Annotated in this window: 22 protein-coding genes; 16 read left to right on the forward strand and 6 right to left on the reverse strand. The window is 43.8% G+C overall.

Annotated features, from left to right (window positions below; translation table 11 throughout):
* The first annotated feature begins 4 nt into the window (after positions 1-4).
* Both ABIE26_RS18350 and ABIE26_RS18355 read left to right on the forward strand, forming a co-directional pair.
* The gene (locus tag ABIE26_RS18350) at positions 5-1,138 is read left to right on the forward strand and encodes a TlpA disulfide reductase family protein (protein ID WP_310144572.1); all 1,134 of its coding nucleotides are present in this window, start codon (positions 5-7) and stop codon (positions 1,136-1,138) included.
* A gap of 27 nt (positions 1,139-1,165) precedes the next feature.
* Complete coding sequence (locus tag ABIE26_RS18355) at positions 1,166-2,254, forward strand: TlpA disulfide reductase family protein (protein WP_310144573.1); 1,089 nt, start codon at positions 1,166-1,168, stop codon at positions 2,252-2,254.
* Here ABIE26_RS18355 and ABIE26_RS18360 read toward each other — a convergent pair.
* Together ABIE26_RS18360 and ABIE26_RS18365 are read right to left on the reverse strand one after the other, a co-directional pair.
* The gene (locus ABIE26_RS18360) at positions 2,247-3,407 is read right to left on the reverse strand and encodes a glycerate kinase (RefSeq protein WP_310144577.1); all 1,161 of its coding nucleotides are present in this window, start codon (positions 3,405-3,407) and stop codon (positions 2,247-2,249) included. The genes ABIE26_RS18355 and ABIE26_RS18360 overlap by 8 nt on opposite strands.
* A complete protein-coding gene (locus tag ABIE26_RS18365) occupies positions 3,407-4,744 on the reverse strand; it encodes a GntP family permease (RefSeq protein ID WP_310144580.1) in 1,338 nt (445 codons plus the stop codon). The genes ABIE26_RS18360 and ABIE26_RS18365 overlap by 1 nt, the downstream gene beginning before the upstream one ends.
* A gap of 101 nt (positions 4,745-4,845) precedes the next feature.
* On the opposite strand from ABIE26_RS18365, the gene ABIE26_RS18370 reads away from it, so the two are divergent.
* Positions 4,846-6,309, forward strand: a complete 1,464-nt coding sequence (locus tag ABIE26_RS18370) for a M14 family zinc carboxypeptidase (RefSeq protein WP_310144582.1) — start codon at positions 4,846-4,848, stop codon at positions 6,307-6,309.
* Position 6,310: 1 nt separating this feature from the next.
* Here the strand turns inward: ABIE26_RS18370 and ABIE26_RS18375 are convergent, their stop codons facing one another.
* Positions 6,311-7,831, reverse strand: coding sequence for a glutamate racemase (locus tag ABIE26_RS18375; protein WP_310144584.1), 1,521 nt, complete (start codon positions 7,829-7,831; stop codon positions 6,311-6,313).
* A 120-nt stretch (positions 7,832-7,951) separates the two neighbouring features.
* Here ABIE26_RS18375 and sufB point away from each other — a divergent pair, with 120 nt between their 5' ends.
* Genes sufB through ABIE26_RS18410 form a run of 7 tightly spaced genes read left to right on the forward strand, consistent with a single transcriptional unit; the run spans position 7,952 to position 13,989 of the window.
* Positions 7,952-9,397, forward strand: coding sequence for a Fe-S cluster assembly protein SufB (gene sufB, locus ABIE26_RS18380; RefSeq protein WP_310144588.1), 1,446 nt, complete (start codon positions 7,952-7,954; stop codon positions 9,395-9,397).
* A gap of 34 nt (positions 9,398-9,431) precedes the next feature.
* Positions 9,432-10,202, forward strand: coding sequence for a Fe-S cluster assembly ATPase SufC (sufC, locus tag ABIE26_RS18385; protein WP_310144590.1), 771 nt, complete (start codon positions 9,432-9,434; stop codon positions 10,200-10,202).
* 12 nt (positions 10,203-10,214) lie between these two features.
* Positions 10,215-11,519 (forward strand): Fe-S cluster assembly protein SufD, encoded by a 1,305-nt coding sequence (gene sufD / locus ABIE26_RS18390; protein WP_310144592.1) that lies wholly within the window; start codon positions 10,215-10,217, stop codon positions 11,517-11,519.
* On the forward strand, positions 11,519-12,733 hold the full coding sequence (locus ABIE26_RS18395) for a cysteine desulfurase (RefSeq protein WP_310144595.1): 1,215 nt from the start codon (positions 11,519-11,521) through the stop codon (positions 12,731-12,733). Before sufD ends, ABIE26_RS18395 begins: the two co-directional genes overlap by 1 nt.
* The gene (locus ABIE26_RS18400; RefSeq protein WP_310144597.1) at positions 12,733-13,176 is read left to right on the forward strand and encodes a SufE family protein; all 444 of its coding nucleotides are present in this window, start codon (positions 12,733-12,735) and stop codon (positions 13,174-13,176) included. Before ABIE26_RS18395 ends, ABIE26_RS18400 begins: the two co-directional genes overlap by 1 nt.
* A 5-nt stretch (positions 13,177-13,181) precedes the next feature.
* Complete coding sequence (locus ABIE26_RS18405; RefSeq protein ID WP_310144600.1) at positions 13,182-13,496, forward strand: iron-sulfur cluster assembly protein; 315 nt, start codon at positions 13,182-13,184, stop codon at positions 13,494-13,496.
* A gap of 16 nt (positions 13,497-13,512) precedes the next feature.
* A complete protein-coding gene (locus tag ABIE26_RS18410; RefSeq protein ID WP_310144603.1) occupies positions 13,513-13,989 on the forward strand; it encodes an RrF2 family transcriptional regulator in 477 nt (158 codons plus the stop codon).
* Here ABIE26_RS18410 and ABIE26_RS18415 read toward each other — a convergent pair.
* Positions 13,975-14,829, reverse strand: coding sequence for a GNAT family N-acetyltransferase (locus tag ABIE26_RS18415; protein ID WP_310144605.1), 855 nt, complete (start codon positions 14,827-14,829; stop codon positions 13,975-13,977). The genes ABIE26_RS18410 and ABIE26_RS18415 overlap by 15 nt on opposite strands.
* A 228-nt stretch (positions 14,830-15,057) precedes the next feature.
* Here ABIE26_RS18415 and ABIE26_RS18420 point away from each other — a divergent pair, with 228 nt between their 5' ends.
* From ABIE26_RS18420 to arsC, 3 genes are all read left to right on the forward strand, one after another.
* Positions 15,058-17,511, forward strand: a complete 2,454-nt coding sequence (locus tag ABIE26_RS18420) for a bifunctional UDP-N-acetylmuramoyl-tripeptide:D-alanyl-D-alanine ligase/alanine racemase (RefSeq protein ID WP_310144608.1) — start codon at positions 15,058-15,060, stop codon at positions 17,509-17,511.
* A 20-nt stretch (positions 17,512-17,531) separates the two neighbouring features.
* Positions 17,532-18,125, forward strand: a complete 594-nt coding sequence (locus tag ABIE26_RS18425; protein ID WP_310144612.1) for a DUF502 domain-containing protein — start codon at positions 17,532-17,534, stop codon at positions 18,123-18,125.
* A 136-nt stretch (positions 18,126-18,261) separates the two neighbouring features.
* Positions 18,262-18,609, forward strand: coding sequence for an arsenate reductase (glutaredoxin) (gene arsC / locus ABIE26_RS18430; RefSeq protein WP_310144614.1), 348 nt, complete (start codon positions 18,262-18,264; stop codon positions 18,607-18,609).
* Between the two features lie 202 nt (positions 18,610-18,811).
* Here arsC and ABIE26_RS18435 read toward each other — a convergent pair whose 3' ends face one another.
* Positions 18,812-19,519, reverse strand: coding sequence for a TIGR00730 family Rossman fold protein (locus ABIE26_RS18435; RefSeq protein ID WP_310144617.1), 708 nt, complete (start codon positions 19,517-19,519; stop codon positions 18,812-18,814).
* A gap of 18 nt (positions 19,520-19,537) precedes the next feature.
* Positions 19,538-21,016: a sodium:solute symporter gene (locus ABIE26_RS18440; protein WP_310144620.1), complete on the reverse strand. Its 1,479-nt coding sequence runs from the start codon at positions 21,014-21,016 to the stop codon at positions 19,538-19,540.
* Between the two features lie 86 nt (positions 21,017-21,102).
* Between ABIE26_RS18440 and recR the strand changes: the two genes are divergently transcribed.
* The 3 genes from recR to trpD all read left to right on the forward strand — a co-directional run bounded on the left by recR (position 21,103) and on the right by trpD (position 23,748).
* Positions 21,103-21,720, forward strand: a complete 618-nt coding sequence (gene recR, locus ABIE26_RS18445; RefSeq protein WP_310144623.1) for a recombination mediator RecR — start codon at positions 21,103-21,105, stop codon at positions 21,718-21,720.
* A 5-nt stretch (positions 21,721-21,725) separates the two neighbouring features.
* Positions 21,726-22,541: an SDR family oxidoreductase gene (locus ABIE26_RS18450; RefSeq protein ID WP_310144626.1), complete on the forward strand. Its 816-nt coding sequence runs from the start codon at positions 21,726-21,728 to the stop codon at positions 22,539-22,541.
* Between the two features lie 217 nt (positions 22,542-22,758).
* Positions 22,759-23,748 (forward strand): anthranilate phosphoribosyltransferase, encoded by a 990-nt coding sequence (trpD, locus tag ABIE26_RS18455; protein ID WP_310144629.1) that lies wholly within the window; start codon positions 22,759-22,761, stop codon positions 23,746-23,748.
* Positions 23,749-23,751: the final 3 nt, after the last annotated feature.

The following is a 23,751-nucleotide window of genomic DNA, read 5'->3' on the forward strand; positions in this document are numbered from 1 at the left end:
TAAAATGAAAAAAATACTATTTTCACTGTTGCTGCTGCCTTTTATGGCAGCAGCTCAGAAAAACTATACCCTAACAGGAATCTTGCCCGCTGTTAAAGGCCAGGCAAAAGCTTACCTTGTTCTTTTGAAAAACAATGCCTGGAAAGAAGTTGATTCCACAGCAATTAAAAACGGCAGGTTTCAGTTTACCGGAACCGTTGATGAACCCCAAAGTGCAATGATTGCCATCAGGCGAAATGGTGCGGCCGATTCTGGAAGGCAACGCGACGCCCTGGGCTTTTTTATAGAGAATTCTAAAATTACGATGATCGGCACAGATTCGATCAGTAATGCAAAAATTACCGGTTCGGTTGCCGATCTCGAAAATTCTGAGCGTGAAGCGCTGATGAAACCGGTTACTGCGCGGATCATACAAATACAAAATGAATTTGGAAAGAAAACTGCTGACGGAGCTTATGTAAAATCGCTGGAAGAACGTAAAAAAGCAGGAGACAGCATTCAAAAACTGGTTGCTAAAAATAAACGGATCAACTGGGAGTTTGCAGAAAGCCATTTGAATTCTTTTATGGGCTTGTATACTTTTAATATGTATGTGCTCGACAGCCACTTTGAGGCCGCAAAAGTAGAACCGCTGTTTAACCGCTTTTCTGCAGCACTTAAATCTTCCCCGCTCGGGCTGCGCACAGCCGAAAAGATTGAAATAGGCAAGCGCCGTCAGGCTGGTGCCAGGGCAACTGACTTTACACAAAATGATTTGAATGATAAGCCGTTTACCCTTTCTTCTTTAAGAGGAAAGTACGTTTTGGTCGATTTCTGGGCCAGCTGGTGCGTGCCTTGTAGGGCGGAGAACCCTAATGTAGTAAAAGCTTACAACGAGCTTAAAGGCAAAAACTTTGAGATTGTAGGGGTATCGCTAGATTATCCGGGAGGTAAAGCTGTTTGGGCAGAAGCCGTTAAAAAGGACGGGCTGCCATGGATCCATGTAAGCGATTTAAAAGGCTGGAAAAATGAAGTTGCGTTGTTATATGGTATCAATTCCGTTCCACAGAACTTACTGATCAATCCTGAAGGTGTAATTATTGCCAAAAACTTAAGAGGAGAGGACCTGACAGAAAAACTGAAGGCCCTGATTAAATAATTCAACAAGCACTGAAAAACTAACAATATGAACATAAAAAACATTGTAACTATTCTTTTTCTGCTGCCCGCCGGTATGTGCATGGCGCAAGACAAATTTGAGATCTCAGGCAACTTACCTGGTTTGGGAAGTGGTAAGAAGGTGATCTTAAGTTATGTAAACAGCGAAGGGAAAAATGTAAAGGACAGTACTATAGTCAAAAACGGTAAGTTTTTGTTAAGCGGGACTACCGCTTTTGGCAACAGGGCCGATCTGTCTATAGAACGCAGCTACCAGACTTTCTACCTGGAAAAGGGAAAATACAAGGTAACGGGTACCGACGACCTGTCTAAGGCCTCAATTACCGGTACCCAGGCCCAGGCCGACCACCTGGTGTACGACCGTATGGTAGGCATACCGCACAGGCAATATAAGGAGTTGGTATACCCTTATATGAACGCACGCTCTGCTAAAGACACCGTAAAAATGAACGAACTGGCCAATCAGATCAAGCCGATCATGGCGCGTATAGAAGCGGCGCTTGATTCTTTTATTTTCAGTCACCCGGATTCCTATGTGGCTCTGGATGCCATTAACGATAACAAAACCATGGTCATTGATCCGGAAACTTTTGGCAAATATTATGACCCGCTCAGCAAAAGGGTTTTGGCCAGTTATACCGGACAGAAGCTTACGGCGAAGTATGAGAAAGCAAAACAACTTGCAATTGGGAAAGCTGTTGATTTTACTCAGCCCGACGATAAAGGGAATGACTTTAAGCTTTCCTCTTTAAGAGGGAAATATGTACTGGTTGATTTCTGGGCCAGCTGGTGCTCTCCATGCCGTGCAGAGAACCCACACCTGCTGAAAGCCTACAAACAGCTGAAGGATAAAAATTTTGAGATCGTAGGCGTATCATTGGATGAAAACAAAACGGCCTGGCTGGGCGCCGTAAAGCAGGATGGCATGCCATGGATACAGGTGAGCGACCTGAAAGGCTTTAAAACCGATATCGCCGTAAAATATGGCATCACCGCCATTCCGCAAAATTTTCTGATTAATCCGGAGGGTGTAATCGTTGCCAAGAACCTGAGGGGTGAGGATGTAAACGAAAAGATCGCAGGGTTTATTAAGTAGCAGATTGGTTTGACGATCTGGTAACGGAAAAGTTCAGCAAGTCGGCCACGTTCCCGGCAGTACGTTCCAGGTTTACCGCAGTATTTTGACCGGCCTCGCTAAGCGGGGCCGGTTCGTTTCCTATGGCCATTAGTGCTTTAAAATACTTTAGCAATTCTGCCGGGGGGCTTAAGGGTACTTTTCCCGCCAGCCCTATAACAGGAATATTTTTTTTCAAAGCCCGCTTTGCTACGCCAAAAGGGCCTTTACCCTGAAGGGTCTGGGCATCCAGGCTCCCTTCTCCGGTAATCAGCAGATCTGCTTTTTCCAGTTCCTCATCAAAACCCGTAAGGTCTAAAAAATATTCTATGCCGTTAACCAGTTTTGCATTTATAAATGCATGCAGTCCCGCTGCAGCACCACCGGCAGTGCCGCTATATTTGAGTTTGTCCATAGCTTTTCCAAATTGCCGATCAGCGATACGGGCCAGCCTGCTTAAGAACTGATCCAGCTGATCTACTGCTGTAGCATCTGCACCCTTTTGCGGGCCGAAAACAGCAGCGGCACCCTCTGGTCCGAGCAAGAGGTTATCTACATCGCAAAGCACAATCAATTCACAACAGGCAATCCGTGGATCTGCATTGGAAAGGTCTATTTTCTTTACACGGATGAGCTCTTGCGGAACAGGCCGGAGTTCCTGGTTATTTTCATCCAGAAAAGTAAAGCCCAAAGCACTTAAAATTCCACATCCGCCATCTACCGTTGCAGAACCGCCCATGGCAATAATGATCTTGTTTACACCTTCATCCAGAGCCGCGTTGATCAGTTGTCCAGTGCCATAAGAAGAGGCTATCATAGGGTTCAATTCGGCAGTTTTTAACCGCCTTAGGCCAGAGGCCTCTGCCATTTCTATTACAGCGGTCCGACCTTCATCAATCAATCCGAATGAAGAGCTGATTGTTCGCCCCAAAGCATCCTGTACTTTGACCTCAACTTGCCTTGCTCCGCATTTTTCAATGATCAACGCAGCAGTACCATCGCCGCCATCGGCAATAGGGAAACAGGTGCTGGTACACTGAAGGGAGCTGGAGTACAAGCCTTTTTGAATGGCTGCTGCTGCCTCCAGAGCGGTAAGGCTATTTTTGAAAGCATTTGGGGCAATGAGGATATGCATCAGGATATGAATTTGGATAAGATATAAACCATGGCAAACGAAGTGACACCCATTAAAATACTGGCCACGGTATAGACCCTGAGCATGGTCTTCATGTCGAGACCCGAGAATTTTGCGATGACCCAGAAATAAGCATCATTGGCGTGAGAGATCATCATAGATCCTGCACCCATGGCCAGCACGCACATTAATTTGCCTGTTTCACTATCCAGTCCCAGTACGGGCAATAGTGGCAGTACAATGGATGCCGCGGTAATAATGGCAACGGTTGAAGAGCCTTGTGCCGTTTTTAGCATAAACGTAAGCAGAAAAGGGAAAAATAAACCCAGGCTATCCAGGGCTACTGACTGGCTTAAATGTGTGCCGATCTTTATTGCGGCAAGTATTGCCCCGAAAGCTCCGCCTGCACCGATGATGACCAGAATGCCCCCCGCTTTTTCGGCAGAGTCCTGCAACAGATCGCCCAGTTCTGCTTTTTTCCATGATTTTCTGCAGAAAAAAGTAAGCAGTATGCCAATAATTAAAGCAATAACCGGATCGCCTACAGAAAGCAATGAAGTAAGCCAGGCATTACCCGGTGTGGCTTCAAGCGTGATAAATGCTTTTAATGCAATAAGGGCAATGGGAATTATAATGGGTAAAAAAGATTGGATAACCGATGGCTGATGCTGTCGGGCATCGGAGGCAATTTCTTCCTCCACAATGGGAAGCGGAATATGTTTACCTGCATAACGTGCCCAGATATTACCAACAATCATAGCGGGTATAGCTATGAGTGCACCAATCAGGATCAGTTTGCCAATATCGGCGCCAATAATACCAGCGGCTGCAGCACTGCCGGGATGAGGAGGTACCATACAGTGAACGGAATATAAGCCCGTAGCCAGGGAAACCGACATGATCACTATAGAAATACCCGCCCTTTTGGCCAGCGTTTTATTGAGTCCGCTCAACACAATATACCCGGAGTCGCAAAAAATGGGTAGCCCGACTACAAAACCTGTAATGCTGATGCCCCATACGGTACGTTTTTCACCAAGCTTTTTTAGGATGTAACTGGCCATTACCGATGTACTGCCCGTATATTCGAGCAGGATGCCCAGTGTTGTGCCCAGTAAGATAATCAGTCCGAGGGACTTGATGATGCTGCCAAAGCCCTCTTTCATCGCATTTACTACTTCTATGAGCGATAAATGCGCACCTATACCTACAAAAAAACAGCCTGTAATTAAGGCGAAGGCAGCCGGAACCTTGAACCTGGTGGTAAGAAGCACAATTAAAGCTATCCCTCCCAGCAGGCATGCAAGCAGGTATATAAATGAGGTGTCTGGCGCCATAAGATCAATTGGTTGGTTTAGGTTACACTAAAGTAATGTTTTGTGATAATCTTTTATATTTATACAAACTAATATTGTATTTCCATTTTTAAGCAAAAATTATGAAGCGGTGTTCCAGGTTTAAAATCTCCCTGATAGGATTTCTGTTTTTTATATCAGCAAATGGTTTTGCACAGGATTTATCCACTGTCTGGAAACAATATGATAAGTATAGAGAGTTGTCTTTGAGGGACAGGTTTTTTAAGCATGCAGATGTTGTACGGCTGTTGAAGCAGCATGCTGTATTTTTTAAAGCTGAAACGCTGGGCAAGTCGGTACAGGGAAGGGAAATTTATCACCTCTCTGCCGGGAACGGGAAAATAAAAGTGTTGTTGTGGTCGCAAATGCACGGCGATGAAACTACGGCTACAAGGGCTTTATTTGACCTTTTTAACTTTTTAAGGGCTGATGACGAGTACAATGTACTAAGAAAATATTTGCTTGATAAGCTGGAGCTGCATTTTGTGCCTATGCTTAACCCAGACGGTGCCGAGATGTTTAAACGGAGAAATGCAATGGACATTGACATCAACAGGGATGCAAGGATACTGGCCACGCCAGAAGCGAGAATCCTGATGGATATTGCCAAAAAGGTTAAACCAGATTTTGGGTTTAACCTGCACGATCAAAATGTGCTCTATTCAGCAGGCATCAGTAAAAATACCGCCACCATTTCTTTTCTGGATCCTGCGTACAATTATGCAAAAGAAAGGAACGAAGTGAGAAAACGGGCAACACAGCTTATTGTAAAGATGAATAGCGTACTTCAGGAATACATACCTGACAGGGTTGCACGGTATAATGACGATTACGATCCGCGCTGTTTTGGGGATACTTTCCAGGGAATGGACATTTCTACAATCCTGATCGAGTCTGGTGGCTATCCGGAAGATCCTGAAAAGGAATATATCCGGAAACTGAATTTCTATGCGCTTTTAAACGCACTTAATGCAATTGCAAACCAGTCTTACTTACAGGAAGATGCCGCTCTGTACGAAAAGATTCCCGAAAACAACAGGTCTTTATATCATTTATTGATCAGGAACGTCAAAATAAAAAAAGAAGGCCGCTTATTTATAACCAACCTGGGGATAAACCATTTACAAATAAAGGACCAGGACTACAAAGGTGTGAGTTATCAGGGACTTATTGATGAACTGGGTGATGTGGAAAGGGTATATGGTTATGATGAAGTGAATGCCAAAGACCTGGATTATGTTGCTGGGAAGGTAAAAGTGCTGACTAAAAAGGAATGGACTGCACTTACACAGGATGCCGAATTGAAATTGATCCGTGAAGGATACCTGTTTATTAAATGGTCTGATGGAAAATCCCCGCTGGGACCTGTTAAGAAGCGGCTGTTAAACCTGAATAATAAGAGTAAAACAGATGGGCAAACCGGTTTAAACCAGGCAGCAAATTTTTTGCTGACAAACCAGGGTAAGCCGGTTTATGCAGTAGTTAATGGTTTTTTACTGGCACTGGACAGGCCCGTAAAAGTATTGCACAATACTTTTGGTTATTGAGCTATTGTTTAATTTTATCTGCTTCGGGTAAAGTTCTGATCTTTGGGTTGTTCCTGTGGAAATTTGTTATCAGTTTGTAGGTCGACGGAATAATGGTTTTAATCCGTTCCAGCGTTTCGGAAGGGATATTAGCCCGGCTAAAGGGAACCACTTTTACATATTCCTGTATTTCGCCCGCATTTCTGCCGTATTTATAATTGTAGGTAAAGCGGCCCTGAGTATCGGTTACTACATCTTTGTTGCTGGTATTCGGAACACTGATAAAAAATTCACTGGCGTCCAGACTTCCGATGGAATTAAACAGCTTCCCTGCTTTTAAAAAGGCATATAGCTCATTGGCAACATTTACAGCAGGGTCAATAATGCTGATGTCCTTATTCATGAACGGACGATAAATGAAATCGCCATTCTTCTGATAGTTGTAGAGGTCTTGAAGGATTTTTTGGATATCGGCAATCAGAAAGGGATAATGGGTGCAACCTAATACCAATGCTTTTAGTGGCATTGCACCAGGTTTTTTTCTGATCTGCTCCATTAAGGAAACCAGGTGATACCGGGCATAGTTATCGGCCGAATTGAGTTGCATGTTGCCGCATTCATCATTTTTGCTGTCACAGAGTACTTTGTGCTTGCTGAAGTCAAATTTGTAGACTTCTAATAACGTTTTTTCAATTTTGTAATTGCCGCTGTCGAGCATTGGCCCCCGGTAATTGGCCCGGGGAGCAGTTGCAGTCCGGCTGATAAAATCAGGTTCCTCGTCTACAGCCTCAGCCAGTCCGTAGCCGCCCTGGTTATATACCTGTAAGTTCCCGGTATATCCGAGCTTATTTTTTAAAGCAATAATGGTGTTTTCATAGCCTTTAGAAGCAATGGTACCTACCGTGGCAAAAACACCTATTGATCCGTTCTCATCTTTTTTAAACACATCCAATGTACCCCTGGCACCCGCATCAATTACCCCGATCACTTTTAAATTGATACCCGTATGTTTTATGAAGTCTTCAATGTGTTCCTTCCCGTAGGCAGTGGCAGTATTGCAGGCAATTACAATAGCTTTTACTTTTTGCTTATCGGAACTGTAGTTTTTGGAATCACTATTTACATAATACCTGTTGGCCAGCAGAAACTGGGCATCTTTAATGATGTGTTCAACTAAAAGATCATTCTTTTTTTCGCTGTAGTAGTTCCCATAGGGCATATTGGCCTGATCGGCAAGATATATGAACTTCTCACTGGTAAAATCGGGTATGTTATCTTTTTGTGCAGTACGCGTTGAATTGTTGTGCTCATCAAACCCGATCAGTGTATTTAAAATTGTTAAACCACCCGTCCCTGAATCAAAAATACCGATTGGGAGTGCGCAGTCTGCGGCATTGTAATGCTTAAAATCCACATAATAAAAGCTCTGCCTGTCTTTCATGATTGCATTTTCAATGGCAACAGGTTTTGGTGTTTGTGCCAAAATCGGAGCACAGGAAATAAGAAAGGCAGCAAAGCCGGCCAGCAGATCTTTTCTGTTCATTACTATAAATATATTAAAATGCTGCAAATCTTACAATTCTCTGTTTATACTATTTTGTATAAACAAGCAAAAGGGGGTATCTTTGTGTCATTATTTCTAATCTTTCAATTCATTAACACCATGAAAGAACAACAAGATACCATAGATCATGCCGTATTGAATGAGTACAAGTACGGGTTTGTGACCGATATAGATACCGATGCCATAGCCAAAGGATTGAATGAAGATGTGATCCGTTTGATATCCCGTAAAAAGAATGAGCCTGAATGGATGCTGCAATGGCGGATTAAAGCCTATCAACATTGGCTTACTTTAACGGAGCCCAACTGGCCTAATGTGAAATATCCACCAATTGACTACCAGGATATTATTTATTATGCAGCACCCAAACCTAAGCAGCAGCTGAACAGCCTGGATGAGGTAGACCCGGAATTGCTGAGCACCTTTGAAAAATTAGGTATTTCTATTGCTGAACAGAAGAGGCTTAGTGGCGTGGCTGTAGATGTGGTGATGGATAGTGTTTCCATTGCTACTTCTTTTAAAGAACAGTTGTCGGAAATAGGCGTGATCTTTTGTTCCATAAGCGAGGCCATACAATTGCATCCCGAGCTGGTTAAAAAGTATCTGGGCTCGGTTGTGCCTATGACAGACAATTATTTCTCTGCATTGAATTCCGCTGTGTTTACAGATGGGTCTTTTTGCTATATTCCTAAAGGGGTACGCTGCCCGATGGAACTTTCTACCTATTTCAGGATCAATACAGAAAACAGCGGACAGTTTGAACGCACCTTAATTATAGCCGAAGATGAAAGCTATGTGAGCTATCTTGAAGGCTGTACTGCACCTATGCGCGATGAAAATCAGCTGCATGCTGCGGTGGTAGAGCTGATTGCCATGGAAAAGGCAGAAATTAAATATTCTACGGTGCAGAACTGGTATCCGGGCGATAAAGAAGGTAAGGGTGGCATTTATAACTTTGTAACCAAACGGGGCATCTGTAAAGGTAACCATTCCAAAATCTCATGGACCCAGGTAGAGACAGGCTCGGCCATTACATGGAAGTATCCGAGTGTGATCTTAAAAGGAGATCACTCCATAGGAGAATTCTATTCTGTAGCTTTTACAAACAATTACCAGCAGGCCGATACCGGAACAAAAATGATCCATCTGGGTAAAAATACCAGGAGCAGGATTGTGGCCAAGGGCATCTCGGCCGGCTATAGCCAGAACAGTTACCGTGGGCTGGTAAGAACAAGCAAGCAGGCCTTAAATGCACGCAATTATTCGCAATGCGATTCCCTGCTGCTGGGTGATAAATGTGGTGCACATACGTTCCCGTATATAGAGGTGAAAAACAAAACGGCAATTGTAGAGCATGAGGCTACAACTTCAAAAATTGGTGAAGATCAGCTTTTCTATTGCAGGCAAAGAGGGATTGACCCTGAAGCTGCAGTTGCACTGATCGTAAACGGCTTTGCCAAAGAAGTAATGAACCAGCTGCCTATGGAATTTGCCATAGAAGCACAAAAACTGCTGACCATCAGCATGGAGGGCAGCGTAGGTTAAAACCGGCTGTCTGCACAAAATAAATTATAAGCATATGTTGTCAATAAAAAATATACACGCTAACGTAGAAGGCAAACAAATTTTAAAAGGAATTAACCTGGAGATCAAAGCGGGAGAGGTGCACGCCATTATGGGGCCAAATGGCTCGGGCAAAAGTACACTTGCTTCTGTGCTGGCCGGTAGGGAACAATACGAGGTTACAGCAGGGGAGGTGACTTTTCTTGGAAAGAACCTGTTGGACCTGGCACCTGAAGACAGGGCCCGTGAAGGACTTTTTCTGGCTTTTCAATACCCTGTTGAAATCCCGGGTGTAAGTACCACCAATTTTATTAAAGCTGCCGTAAATGAAAAGCGCAAGTATCATGGACAGGAACCCTTGGATTCGGTGGCTTTCCTGAAAACCATGAAAGAGAAAATGAAACTGGTAGAAATTGACCAGTCGTTGCTTAGCCGTTCCATTAATGAAGGTTTTTCCGGAGGGGAAAAGAAACGTAATGAAGTATTTCAGATGGCGATGCTGGAACCTAAACTGGCCATATTGGATGAAACTGACTCAGGCCTTGATATTGATGCCCTTCGTATAGTGGCGAACGGCATTAATAAACTGCACAACCCGGAGCAGGCCGTTTTAGTGATTACACACTATCAGCGCCTGCTGGATTATATTCAGCCAGATTTTGTGCATGTGCTTTATAACGGCCGTATTGTTAAATCCGGTACGAAAGAACTTGCACTTGAACTGGAAGAGAGAGGGTATGACTTTATTACCGAAGAAGCCGATTTAACAATTCCTGGTGTTGACTAAAGAGATTGTACCATGAATGATTTAACTTATTTTAAAGAACAATTTGACCAGTCGCAGCACACAACCGCCGCAGATAACCTTACAGCGGTAAGGAAAGATAGTTTTGATACTTTTATAAAAAAGGGCTTACCTACCTTTCGTACCGAAGAATGGAAATACACCGGGATCAGTAGTCTGTTTGACAAAGCATATGATCTTTCAGGAACAGCGAGCAAAGTTACCAAAGCTGATGTCGATGCAATCCGTTTGCCAGGTCATGCCGAAGCAAACGAATTGGTGTTCCTGAACGGGCATTTTAATGCTGATTTGTCCAATATCCGTTCTTCCGGTACAGAACTGGAAATATTATCCTTAAAAGAGGCGCTTAGCAGCAACTATAAATCCCTTGTTACAGCTCATTTAAACCAAAGCAGTAACTATATAAAGGACGGGGTCCATGCTTTAAATGGCGCTTTTATGGATGATGGGATTTTTATTAATATACACAAAGGCAAATCGCCGGAACACCCCATCTATTTATATCACATTTCAGACGCCCGGGGCCAGCACATTATGGCGCAGCCAAGAAGCCTGATATATGTAGCCGAAAACAGCAGGGTACAATTGACCGAGGCTTACATTACATTAGGCAGTTCGGATAGCTTTTATAACGAAGTGATGGAAATAGTGGTTGCCGAAAATTCCTTTGTAGAGTATTACAAGATACAGAATGACGGCAGCAATGCCAGTCAGGTAAATACAACACACATTACACAAACGGGACGCAGTCATGTGCATACGGTAACCATAAGCCTTAACGGGGGGATCGTTCGCAACAATATGAACCTTGTACTTGATGCTGCCGGCAATGAAACCCATTTATATGGCCTATATCTTTTGAAGGGTAAAACCCATGTAGATAACCATACGCTGATAGACAACAGGCAACCCAATTGCTTTAGCAATCAATTCTATAAAGGCATTGCCGGTGATGCTTCAACTGCCGTATTCAATGGAAGAATCATGGTACAGCCGGAGGCACAGAAAACCAATGCTTATCAATCCAACAAGAATATTTTACTCTCCGACCAGGCCACCATCAACACCAAACCCCAGCTGGAAATATTTGCGGATGATGTAAAATGCTCACATGGTTGTACAGTAGGTCAGCTGGATGATGAAGCCCTTTTTTATTTGAGGGCAAGGGGAATTCCAAAGGCAGATGCGGAAATACTGTTGTTACAGGCCTATGCCTCCGATATACTGGAGCACATTAAGTCAGCACCCCTCCGTAAATATGTAGAAAAACTGATCCATAAACATTTATCCATCAGGTAATGGCAATTACAGATTTAAGACAGCAGTTTCCTATACTGAAAAGGACCGTAAAAGATAAGCCCCTGGTTTATTTTGATAATGCCGCAACTTCGCAAAAGCCGCAATGTGTAATTGATGCTTTGAGCCATTATTATTCGCATTATAATGCCAACATACACCGTGGCATTCATACACTTGCGGAAGAGGCTACCCTGGCTTATGAAGCAAGCCGTCTTACTGTAAAAGAATTTATTGGAGCAGATAGTACAGAGGAGATCATTTTTACCAGGGGAACAACGGAAGCCATTAACCTGGTAGCCTATACCTGGGGCAGGGCAAATGTTCGGCAGGGCGATGAGATCCTCATATCCGGTATGGAACACCATTCCAATATTGTTCCCTGGCAGATACTGTGTGAAGAAAAGAAAGCTGTTCTAAAGGTAATACCGGTTACAGACGAAGGTGAACTTTCAGTGGAAGCCTTTAAAGAACTGCTGAGCACTAAAACCAAACTGGTTGCTGTTGTGCATGTATCCAATTCATTGGGTACCATAAATCCCGTAAATGAACTCATTACTGCTGCACATCTTGTTGGCGCCAGGGTGCTGATAGATGGTGCGCAGTCTGCAGTCCATCTCGACATAGATGTACAGAAGATGGACTGCGATTTTTTTGCTTTTTCCGGACATAAGGTGTACGGACCAACGGGGGTTGGTGTTTTGTACGGCAAACGGGAGTTGTTGCAGGATATGCCTGTTTTTCAGGGAGGTGGAGAGATGATCAAAGAGGTTACATTTGAACGGACTACCTATAACGATCTGCCCTATAAATACGAAGCAGGAACGCCTAATATTGCAGATACGATTGTGTTAAAAACTGCCCTTGATTTTATTCAACAGGCAGGTAAGGCAGAGATCAGGGAGCACGAAGCCATGTTGCTTGCTTATGCAACTACGCGTTTAAAAGCCATTCCGGGACTCAGTATTATAGGGGAAGCAAAGGCTAAAGCCAGTCTGGTTTCATTTGTTGTTAAAGGTGTACACCCTCAGGATATTGGGGTATTGCTGGACAATATGGGTATTGCAGTGAGGACAGGGCACCATTGCACCCAGCCATTGATGAAACGTTTTGGTATTCCGGGAACGGTAAGGGCATCTTTTGCCTTATATAACCAGACGCAAGAAATTGATGTGTTTATTGCCGGTTTACAAAAAACATTAAAAATGCTGCAGTAATGAATGTGAAGCCAATAATTGAAATTGAAGCCGGGATTGTCGAAGATTTTGCCTTGTTTGACAGTTGGGAAGATAAATATGAATACATCATAGACTTAGGCAAAAAGCTCGAATTGCTGGAAGATGAGTACAAAACAGAGGCAAACAGGATCAAAGGCTGCCAGTCGACCGTTTGGTTAACTGCTTTCTTTGCAGACGGAAAAGTATATTTTAAAGCAGATAGTGATGCGCTTATTGTTAAAGGATTGATCAGTATGCTCATCAGGGTATTGTCGGGCCATAGCCCTGAAGAGATCCTGAATGCAAAAATGGATTTCATTGCCCGGATTGGCATGATGACACACCTGGCGCAAACCCGCTCTAACGGTTTGCTGGCTATGATTAAACAAATGAAAAACTATGCCCTTGCCTATAAAATGATGGAAGGGACAGAAAAAAAATAAAGCTGATGGATAAGGAAGCGTTAAAACAAAAAGTCATAGATTGTCTGCAAACCATCTATGATCCTGAAATACCGGTAAGCATCTATGAACTGGGTTTGATCTATGAAACGGAGATTATGCCCCCATTGAACAATGTGCAGATTGTAATGACGCTTACTGCCCCAGGATGTCCTGCTGCACAAAGCATCCCCCTGGAAGTTGAGGAAAAAGTAAAAGCTATTGAAGGGGTAAATGAAGTTACGGTAGAAGTAACCTGGAGCCCGCCATGGAACAGGGACATGATGTCGGAAACGGCAAGGCTGGAATTGGGAATGATGTGATTAAAAAGGATATCGGATGAAAATTACTGCACAGGAAGAATATGGATTAAGGATCTTGCTTCGAATTGGAAAGCATGATGACCGTGAAGGGATCAGTATCCCGGCTATTAGTGAGGCCGAAGGCATATCAGCCGCCTATGTCGGCAAGCTTACGCGTGCACTTCGGATTGCAGGCTATATCAATAGTACACCGGGCTATAAGGGGGGGTATGTACTGGCGCAGCCTGCCGGCCAGATCAATATCAATCAGGTGATGAAGGTATTGGGCGGGGCTCTTTACAGCAAGAAATTTTGTGAGGACTATACGGGTGCACTGAAACTATGTACCAATTCAATAGATTGCTCCATACGTTCGTTATGGCAAATGATCCAGCTTACGGTTGATCAGCTGCTGGATAAGGTTACTTTGCAGGATCTGATTGGACGGGAGCAGGAGTCGGGCCGGATACTGGAATCTATCTTAATGCAGCACACTTTGTCAGAAAACAAATAGCGGTTTCTCCATTTCGTATTGATAGATGTATGGGAACAGGCCGATAGAACCGAGAAAGGTTATGGTCGGACCCGAGCCGATATCTACATTGATTACAGAAAGTTCAGCATTGTTCTGCCCGGCTACATATTTGAACAATGCCCTCCCATAGCCTCTGCGCCGATAAGATTGATGAACTGCAAACTGAGCTATCCTGTTGCTGTCCGGATTGTAACTGATGTAGGCCACCAGTTTTCGCCCGTCATAAATGCCCGCAATTTTATTGTATTCACCCAGATTTTGCATCGCTTTAACCGAATTTTGCCAGGAAGGCTGCCAGTCCCAGAAGGTGCTGACCTCGGTCCAGTTAATTTTTTTTAAGGCTTTAATCCCGGGCACCTCTGAAGCTATTGAACTTCCTCTGAGCTTTCCTTTAAGACACACCAGTTCCCTTTTTAGCGTATAGCCAATAGCTTTATAGGTTTTTATCGCGGGAATGTTTTTCTCCAGCACTTCCAGCACACATTTTGTAATGCCTTCCTTTTCCAGTAAGGGCAGGATGAACCCGTACATCTCTCTGGTTAAATTCTGGCCTCTTTTTGCCGGTATTACCCCAGTGCCGGCATTATAGGCTAATTTTTCATTTCCCTGCAGGTCAACACCGTGTAAGATGAAGCCAACAAGCTTTCCCCCTTCATAGGCACCTGCCGATAATTTCAGGTCTATGGAATCAGCCATTAACTTTCGCTCCAGTTGCGCTTTTGTCAACTGCATCTTTACTAAATAATCTGAAAAAGATTCATTGAAGGTGTGGAGCAGGGCGTCGGTGGAAATGTGCTCTAAATTGCTGAATTCTAACATCCTTTGTTCTCTAAAAAAGCGCCCCGGAAGTTACCCCGGGACACCATTAACGCTCTCTAATGTAAATCTATATAAGATAGATCAAACCTGCTAACTTTTTAATGGTTTTTTTCTGTTCTTTTTGTTCAGCGGCCGGCCGGTATTCCTGAAGATATAAAGCCATCAGCAATGAAAAAATATAAATGGACAGGAAACGGTATTTTGAAGGTATAAGTTTAATTTTGCTGAATGAACGGTTTCCCTTATACCATAAGCCATATTGCAGAGATTCTGGATGCAAAATCCTTCCATCAAAAACAAGATGCCCTGATCAGCAAACTGGTAACAGACAGCAGGATCGTTATTGACCCTGAACATTCCCTTTTCTTCGCTTTAAATGCCAAGCGGGATGGACACACCTACCTGAAAGATGCTTATACGAATGGGGTCCGGAACTTTGTGATCAGTGATGATCGTTATCTGAACGCGTTTTCTGACGCAAACATTATCCTGGTAACCGATGTGCTGAAGGCTTTACAACACCTTTCAAAATACCATAGGCAGCAGTACAACCTAAAGGTGCTGGGCATAACGGGAAGCAATGGTAAAACCATTGTTAAGGAGTGGCTGTATCAATTGCTTGCAGCCGATTTTAACATTGTTCGCAGTCCAAAGAGTTTTAACTCCCAGATTGGCGTTCCGCTTTCTGTCTGGGAAATTTCCGATAGCCATACCCTGGGTATCTTTGAAGCGGGTATTTCAAAAGTAGAGGAGATGGAATTGCTTGCTGACATCATCAGGCCAGGCATTGGTGTGCTGACAAACCTGGGCGAGGCACATGCGGAAGGCTTCGCGTCGCAAAAAGAAAAACTGCTCGAGAAGCTGAAACTGTTTAAAGATGCTGAGCTCTTTATTTATTCACCCGAATATACTTTGGGTTTAAATGCAGGGGAACTGCCTGGAAAATCAAAATTTTCATGGAGCTTAAAAGAAAAGGCCGACCTGCAGGTTTTGTTTACAGAGCCAATTGACGGTAAAAATTATATCCGCGCCAGCTATAAAGGAACAGAAATTGAATGCCTGATCCCCTTTAGTGATAAAGCTGCAGTGGAAAATGGTATCATTTGCTGGGCTACTTTACTTGCCTTAGGTTATACACCCGAAGAAGCCGACACGCGACTGGAAAAACTGACCCGGGTAAGCATGCGCCTGGAACTAAAAAACGGGATTAACCAATGTTCCGTGATAGATGATTCTTATAGTGCCGACATCTCGTCGCTGGCCATTGCACTAGATTTTTTGAACCTGCAGAACCAGCATCCTAAGCGGACGGTGATCCTTTCCGATATATCTGAAACCGGTAAAAGCGACGAGGTATTGTACGCAGAGATTGCTGCATTGCTGAAACAGAAAAATGCAGACCGGCTGATTGGCATCGGCCCTCACATCAGCGCATCGGCTGAACTTTTTGAGATGGAAAACACTTTTTTTGAAAGTACAGAGGCTTTCATTGAACATTTTCCAGCCTTACATTTCAATAGCGAAACCATTCTGATCAAAGGGGCCAGGAGGTTTGAATTTGAACGGATCAGCAAGCTGATTGCCCAGAAGGTACATGATACCGTTATGGAGATAGATTTGAATGCCCTGGCCGGCAACCTTCAGTTCTATAGGGCCAAACTGAGGCCCGGCGTTAAAATTATGGCGATGGTAAAGGCTTTTTCCTATGGTAGCGGTAGCTTTGAGATCGCCAATCTGCTGCAATACCATAAAGTGGATTACCTGGCCGTAGCCTATACCGATGAAGGGATAGCATTGAGAAAAGGAGGGATAAAGATGCCGATTATGGTCATGAGCCCCGAACCTTCGGCCTTTGATGCCATCGTTCGTTATAAGCTGGAACCCGAGATCTACAATGCCGATATTTTGCGGCGCTTTATAGATTTTGTGAAGGAAGACCATTATCCGGTGCACCTTAAAATGGATACCGGCATGCACCGGCTTGGTTTTGAAGAACCCGACCTGCCGGAACTGCTGAACCTTTTAAAAGGAACAGACAGGGTAAAGGTAGCCTCCGTTTTTTCTCATCTGGTAGGTAGCGAAGAAGGCTTGCACGATGAATTTACCAGGCACCAGGTAGCACGGTTTAAGGCTATGGCGGATGTGATCGGTGCTGAGCTTAATTACCCTTTTATAAGGCATATTTCCAATACCTCAGGGGTTTCACGGCATCCGGAGGCACAGCTGGATATGGTCCGGATCGGTATTGGTTTGTATGGCTTCGACGGAGGGTTAAAAGGCAACGCTGGTTTGCAGACCGTTGCGGTATTGAAAACCACAGTTACACAGGTTAAGCAGATCAAACCAAACGAAACGGTGGGTTACGGGCGTAAAGGCCTGCTGCCCGGAGGTGGTACAATTGCAACGGTAAAAATTGGCTATGCCGATGGTTACAGCCGTGCTTTTGGCAACGGGGTAGGCGCAATGCTTGTTCATGGGAAAAAAGCTCCTACTGTGGGGGTGATCTGCATGGATATGTGTATGCTGGACGTAACGGGCATGGATGTGAAAACAGGCGATGAAGCCATTGTTTTTAACGATCAGCTCAGCATTGCAGAACTTGCCCGTCAGATTGGTACCATTCCTTACGAGATATTGACCAACGTTTCGCAAAGGGTTAAGCGGGTCTATTTTTATGAGTAATTTTTAGCTAAATTTGCGCTATGAATCGAATTGGCAGGGCATTACTGAATTATCTGATCAAAGGATTGTTAATTGTACTCCCTATTGCATTGAGTATTTTTATCGTCATCTGGGCCGTAACCACGGTCGACAGCTGGTTAAATGTAAACAATATTCTGGGGGTTGACCCTAAGACCGGTGCAAGCCGTAATATTCCGGGTTTGGGACTGGCACTGGTCATTTCACTGATCATGCTGGCGGGGATTTTTGTGACCTATTTTGTCACGGAGCCTATGTACAACTGGTTTCAGCGCTTACTGGATAAGATTCCACTTTTAAAGTTCATTTATTCGTCCATCAAAGACCTTACAGAGGCTTTTGTTGGCGATGAAAAGAAATTCAATAATCCTGTTCTGGTAGATGTTGAAGGAGACCTGAAACGGATAGGCTTCCTTACGCAAAGCGACCTGAAATCGATTGGGCTGCCCGGCGAGTCTATCGTTTATTTCCCGTTTTCTTATTCTTTTGCAGGACAGGTTTACATCGTGAAGCATGAAAAAATAAAGCCATTGAATATGAGTGCTGCGGATGCCATGAAGTTGGTGGTATCTGGTGGTGTTAGCCATTTTGGGTAAGAATAATGGAACACTATTCGTCTCCCCGAATCTTAGGCCCTGAAAAAGGGCAAAGATTCGCAAGTCGTCTCATAGCATTCCATTATTCTCCAAAACGAATCAACAGCCAGCCAGAAATGGGTAAAAGTGAGAAGAAATGATACAGATATATCACAATAACAGGTGCAGCAAAAGCAGATGTGCTTTGGCTGTTTTAGAAGAAAGCGGACAGGAATTCGAAGTTATAAATTATTTACAGGACACGCCGACGGTAGCCGGGTTATCTGCCATTGTAAACAAACTTGGGATTAAGGCCCATGAGTTGGTCCGTAAAACCGAAACGGTTTATATAGAAAAATATAAAGGAAAAAATCTTAGCGATGAGGAGTGGATACAGGTCATGGTCGAAAACCCCATCCTGATCGAACGGCCGATTATTGTTTCGGGCGATAAGGCAGTAATTGCCAGGCCGACCGAAAAAATTCATGAGATACCAGGTTTGTGATTTATAGGTTGTAAAAGTAAGGCGCAAAAAAAAGTCAAATGTTGTGAGCCGACATGCAAAATTTTTGCCCTTCAGCAAAAAGTTTGAGAAGGCGAACAATGTTTGACTTTATACAAAAAACTAAAAATCCGGTTTTAGCAAAAGGGTTGAGGCGAACAATGTTTGACTGTTAAAAAGCTATGTCAGGCTTTGAAAATAAAATCTAAAAATTCGGTTTCAACACATACTTGTCGTAGAACCTGAAAATGTGTTCTGCTGCTTCAGCAGCGGTATCTACTAACCTGAACAGGTTCAAATCCTCTGCATGGATGTTGTGCTCCTTTTGCAGCATGGTTTTGGTGATCCATTCTACCAGGCCGCCCCAGTATTCTTTTCCTACCAGCACAATTGGGAAACGGGCTACCTTTCCGGTCTGGATTAAGGTAATGGCCTCAAAAAGCTCATCCATGGTTCCCATTCCGCCAGGCAAAACAATAAAGCCCTGCGAATATTTCATGAACATCACTTTCCTGATGAAAAAGTAATCAAATTCAAGGAGCTTGTTGTGGTCAATATATTTGTTGTGAAACTGCTCAAAAGGAAGGTCTATATTCAATCCAACCGATTTACCGCCGTTCATGTGTGCACCTTTGTTCCCGGCTTCCATAATACCTGGGCCCCCACCCGTAATTACGCCATATCCACGCTCGGTTAGCAGCCTGCCGCATTCAACAGCAATTTCGTAGTACTTGTTGGTTTCTGCTGTCCTTGCCGATCCGAAGATGGATACACAAGGGCCTATTTTCGCCAGTTTTTCAAAGCCGTCAACAAATTCGGCCATGATCTTGAAGATCTGCCAGGAATCGGTAACTTTTATTTCCTGCCAGTTTTTATTCTCAAAAGCGCTTCTTATTTTCTCTTCACTTGTCATTCTATAGGTATTAGGGTATTAAAATTTGGTCTGTCCGGTAGATGTCTTTCCGGTAACCCAAAGTAATAAAAAAGTAATCAATCCATTCAATATAATCAACTCAAATCCGAGTGCATAACCAACCCAGGCCACAGAGTTCATGTCGATGATAAAGCACAATATCGGGGAAAGTATACAAATATAAGGCACCAGACGGTCGGTAACAGCCTTTTTGGTGAACATACCAAAAGCAAACAAGCCAACTAAAGGTCCGTAGGTATAGCCTGCCGCTTTAAATATGGCGTTTACAACCGAGTCATCATTGATGATTTTGAAGATCATGATCACCAGTACCATCAGTACAGAGAAGCCGATGTGCACCAGGTGTCTTTTGCGTACCAGTGCCGGGTCATTCTGGTCTTCCTTTTTATCGAAATGTAAAAAGTCAACACAGAAAGAGGTTGTCAGTGCCGTTAAGGCCGAATCGGTAGTCGCAAAAGTTGCGGCAGTTAAGCCAAGCATAAAAATAATCCCGGGAATGACATTGAGGTGGTTCAAGGCAATTTCAGGATACAGGTGGTCGGGCGTTTTTAGTGCAGCTACATCAATTCCATTATTGGCTGCAAACAGGTACAGCAAAGCACCTACACTCAGGAAAAAGATGTTCATGATCACGAATACGGTGGTAAAGGTGAACATGTTTTTTTGTGCTTCGCCAATGGTCTTCATGCTCAGGTTTTTTTGCATTAAATCCTGATCCAGACCCGTCATGGCAATGGTTACGAAAATACCGCCCAGGAACTGTTTAAGGAAGTGGGTTTTGCTGCCCAGAAAATCTTCCCAGAAGAATACTTTGGAGTAACTGCTATTCTTAACGGCCTCAAAAGTACCCGCAACGTCAAGATTCAGCGAACGGGCAATAAATATAATAGACAGAACCACTGAAAGCAGTAGAAAAACGGTTTGAAGTGTATCTGTAATGATGATGGTTTTGAGGCCACCTTTATGCGTGTACAGCCAGATCAGCACCAGGCAAATGACAATGGTTAGCCAGAAAGGCACATTCCAGGCATCAAAAATGAATTTTTGCAATACAATAGCTACCAGGTAAAGCCTGAAGGCCGATCCAATGGTACGGGATACCAGGAAGATGACCGCACCGCTTTTGTAACTCCAGAAGCCCAGACGCCTTTCAAGGTAAGTATAGATGGAAATGATATTTAACCTGTAATAGAGCGGAAGTAATACCGTGGCAATGATAATAAAGCCGACGGCATTTCCCAGTATGAACTGGAAGTAACCAAAATCGCTCTTGCCAACTGCACCGGGTACAGATATAAAGGTTACACCGGATAGGGCCGTTCCAATCATCCCAAAGGCAACCAGGTACCATTTGGAATTCCTGTTGGCAATAAAAAACGAGGCATTATCAGAATTGTTTCTTGAGGTAAGGTAAGCCACGCCGATTAACAGTGCAAAGTAGCCGAGAAGAAAGGACAAAAGAATAATTGGACTCATATTGTGGTTTAATTAAAGCTGCTAAATGTAAGAAACCATCATGAGTTTACAGGTATAAATAATAAAAATAAACATAAATTTGTAAGATGAACTTTTCTTCCAAATTACTTGAAGATGCTGTAAACGAATTTTCCAAGCTCCCGGGCGTAGGGCAGAAGACTGCACTCCGCCTGGTATTGCATCTGTTAAACAAAGAACAGGAAGAGGTAGAACTATTCGGAAATGCACTGATCAGGCTGAGAAAAGAAATCAAACACTGCCAGGTTTGCCATAATATCTCCGACAACCAGTTGTGCAGCATCTGTGCGGCTGCTAAAAGAGAAAAAGAGGTGATCTGTGTGGTGGAAGATACGCGTGATGTCATGGCTATTGAAAACACAGGGCAATACTTCGGTCTTTATCATGTGTTGGGTGGCCTGATCTCGCCCATGGATGGAATCGGACCTTCCGATCTGTTCATAGACTCTTTGGTACAGCGTGTAGCAACAACCCCCGTTAAGGAAGTTATACTTGCGTTGAGTGCCACCATGGAAGGGGATACCACGCTTTTTTACCTCTACAAACGTCTCAAGGATTTTCAGATACCGATTACCACCATTGCCAGGGGCATTGCCTTTGGCGGAGAACTGGAATATGCCGACGAGATCACCCTGGGCAGGTCTATTGTAACCCGCGTACCTTACCAAACCTCATTAATCAAATAACCAGCATGGATTTTAAGCATAAAGTAATCATCATCACCGGTGCCTCTTCGGGTATTGGCAAGGCCTGCGCCGAAGAATTTGCAAAGCGCGGAGCCAACCTGGTATTGGCCGCCCGCCAGTACGTTACCCTTTGTGAAATTACTGCTGATCTCGAAAAACGCTATGGCATACAAGCCGTGGCCGTACAGGCCGATGTGAGTAAGGAAGAAGATTGCCAGCAGCTCATTAAACAGGCTCTGGTCACCTTCAGTAAAATTGATGTACTCATTAACAATGCAGGCTTGTCTATGCGGGCCCTGTTTAATGAACTGGACCTTTCCGTATTGAAGAACCTGATGGATGTGAATTTCTGGGGTACAGTATATTGCACAAAATATGCGCTGCCCGAAATCCTTAAAACAAAAGGCAGCATAGTAGGGGTATCCTCTATTGCAGGTTACCGCGGATTGCCTGGCCGTACAGGTTACTCTTCTTCAAAATTTGCAATGAACGGCTTTATGGAGTCATTGCGAACGGAGCTCCTGAAAACAGGGGTACATGTGATGGTGGCCTGTCCGGGTTTTACAGCTTCAAATATCCGCGTTGCCGCACTGGCAAAAGATGGTGCATCACATGGCGAAACCAGCATGGAAGAAGGAAAGATGATGAGTGCAGAAGAAGTCGCCTCGAACATCGTGGATGGCATTGCCGCACGCAAACGTACCTTAGTCATGACCGGACAAGGCAAGCTGACCGTCTGGATCAATAAATTGTTCCCGGCACTGGCTGATAAACTGGTATTCAAGCACTTTACAAAAGAGAAAAATGCCCTTATTAAATAATTTTTTTTAAGAAACATTTGCTCCTTTGCAAAAACAATTCCATATTTGCCGTAATGATACTAACAAACGGACTTAATAACTGGTGGTGGCACAACGCAAATGCGTAGTGTAACCCTGTATTGAACGTTTTTATTTTATATAATAATATTTGAGGGTTGCTTAAGGCAACCTTTTTTGTTTTACGACCTTTTTGAAGTTCCAGCTGGAAACCATTGATATGAAGAAGATACTTAACCACCTGTTTGAAAACAAAACCTTTAGCCGAAGCGAGGCGCAAAGGATTTTAACCGCCATTGCAATGGGGGAATTCAATACCTCGCAGATCGCAGCATTCATTACCGCCTATGGCATGCGTAACATTACCGTAGAAGAGTTACAGGGATTTCGTGATGCCATGCTCGACCTGTGTATCAAACTCGACCTTTCTGATTTTGAACTGGTTGATCTTTGTGGTACCGGTGGCGATGGAAAAGATACCTTTAACATTTCTACGCTGGCTTCCTTTGTTGTGGCCGGGGCAGGCCATAAGGTAGCCAAACATGGCAACTACGGTGTATCATCAGGATGTGGCTCTTCCAATGTCATGGAGTACCTGGGCTATACCTTTACCAATGATCAGGATGTGTTAAAAAGAAGCCTTGATCATGCGGGTATCTGCTTTATTCACGCCCCATTGTTTAATCCGGCAATGAAAACTGTCGCACCGATCCGTAAAGAACTTGGCGTGAAAACTTTCTTCAATATGCTGGGACCAATGGTTAATCCTTCACAACCCAAAAACCAGATTGTAGGGGTATTTAGCCTTGAACTTGCCCGCTTATATGCCTATCTGTACCAGGATACAGATAAAAATTATACCATCCTTCACGCAGTGGATGGCTTTGATGAGGTTTCCCTGACCTGCGATATCAAGACTTTTAGCAAAAAAGGCGAGGCGCTGCTTAAAGTGAGTGACCTGGGCTTTGAGCAGATCATGGAAGATAAGATCAAGGGGGGGGATACCGTCGAATCATCGGCTGAAATTTTTATGAACGTGCTGAATGGGAAAGGGACCCCTGAACAGAATAATGTAGTGTTGTGTAATGCAGCGCTGGCTATTCAAACCATTACTCCGTCTAAAACATTTGCAGACTGTTTTTATGAAGCTGAAGCTTCCCTGATGGGGAAAATGGCCTTACAAAGCTTTAAAAAACTAACGGGCAGATAGATT

Origin of the sequence: Pedobacter africanus (genome assembly GCF_040548825.1) — a bacterium.
Lineage (GTDB): Bacteria > Bacteroidota > Bacteroidia > Sphingobacteriales > Sphingobacteriaceae > Pedobacter > Pedobacter africanus_A.

Coding starts and splice junctions, on each gene's coding strand:
- ABIE26_RS18405 (WP_310144600.1), top strand. CDS start 13,182: ATGGATAAGGAAGCGTTAAAACAAAAAGTCATAGATTGTCTGCAAACC.
- ABIE26_RS18420 (WP_310144608.1), top strand. CDS start 15,058: ATGAACGGTTTCCCTTATACCATAAGCCATATTGCAGAGATTCTGGAT.
- ABIE26_RS18360 (WP_310144577.1), bottom strand. CDS start 3,407: ATGCATATCCTCATTGCCCCAAATGCTTTCAAAAATAGCCTTACCGCT.
- ABIE26_RS18370 (WP_310144582.1), top strand. CDS start 4,846: ATGAAGCGGTGTTCCAGGTTTAAAATCTCCCTGATAGGATTTCTGTTT.
- ABIE26_RS18410 (WP_310144603.1), top strand. CDS start 13,513: ATGAAAATTACTGCACAGGAAGAATATGGATTAAGGATCTTGCTTCGA.
- ABIE26_RS18375 (WP_310144584.1), bottom strand. CDS start 7,831: ATGAACAGAAAAGATCTGCTGGCCGGCTTTGCTGCCTTTCTTATTTCC.
- ABIE26_RS18450 (WP_310144626.1), top strand. CDS start 21,726: ATGGATTTTAAGCATAAAGTAATCATCATCACCGGTGCCTCTTCGGGT.
- ABIE26_RS18415 (WP_310144605.1), bottom strand. CDS start 14,829: ATGTTAGAATTCAGCAATTTAGAGCACATTTCCACCGACGCCCTGCTC.
- ABIE26_RS18435 (WP_310144617.1), bottom strand. CDS start 19,519: ATGACAAGTGAAGAGAAAATAAGAAGCGCTTTTGAGAATAAAAACTGG.
- ABIE26_RS18350 (WP_310144572.1), top strand. CDS start 5: ATGAAAAAAATACTATTTTCACTGTTGCTGCTGCCTTTTATGGCAGCA.
- ABIE26_RS18440 (WP_310144620.1), bottom strand. CDS start 21,016: ATGAGTCCAATTATTCTTTTGTCCTTTCTTCTCGGCTACTTTGCACTG.
- ABIE26_RS18355 (WP_310144573.1), top strand. CDS start 1,166: ATGAACATAAAAAACATTGTAACTATTCTTTTTCTGCTGCCCGCCGGT.
- sufC (WP_310144590.1), top strand. CDS start 9,432: ATGTTGTCAATAAAAAATATACACGCTAACGTAGAAGGCAAACAAATT.
- ABIE26_RS18425 (WP_310144612.1), top strand. CDS start 17,532: ATGAATCGAATTGGCAGGGCATTACTGAATTATCTGATCAAAGGATTG.
- arsC (WP_310144614.1), top strand. CDS start 18,262: ATGATACAGATATATCACAATAACAGGTGCAGCAAAAGCAGATGTGCT.
- ABIE26_RS18365 (WP_310144580.1), bottom strand. CDS start 4,744: ATGGCGCCAGACACCTCATTTATATACCTGCTTGCATGCCTGCTGGGA.
- sufB (WP_310144588.1), top strand. CDS start 7,952: ATGAAAGAACAACAAGATACCATAGATCATGCCGTATTGAATGAGTAC.
- recR (WP_310144623.1), top strand. CDS start 21,103: ATGAACTTTTCTTCCAAATTACTTGAAGATGCTGTAAACGAATTTTCC.
- ABIE26_RS18400 (WP_310144597.1), top strand. CDS start 12,733: ATGAATGTGAAGCCAATAATTGAAATTGAAGCCGGGATTGTCGAAGAT.
- trpD (WP_310144629.1), top strand. CDS start 22,759: ATGAAGAAGATACTTAACCACCTGTTTGAAAACAAAACCTTTAGCCGA.
- sufD (WP_310144592.1), top strand. CDS start 10,215: ATGAATGATTTAACTTATTTTAAAGAACAATTTGACCAGTCGCAGCAC.
- ABIE26_RS18395 (WP_310144595.1), top strand. CDS start 11,519: ATGGCAATTACAGATTTAAGACAGCAGTTTCCTATACTGAAAAGGACC.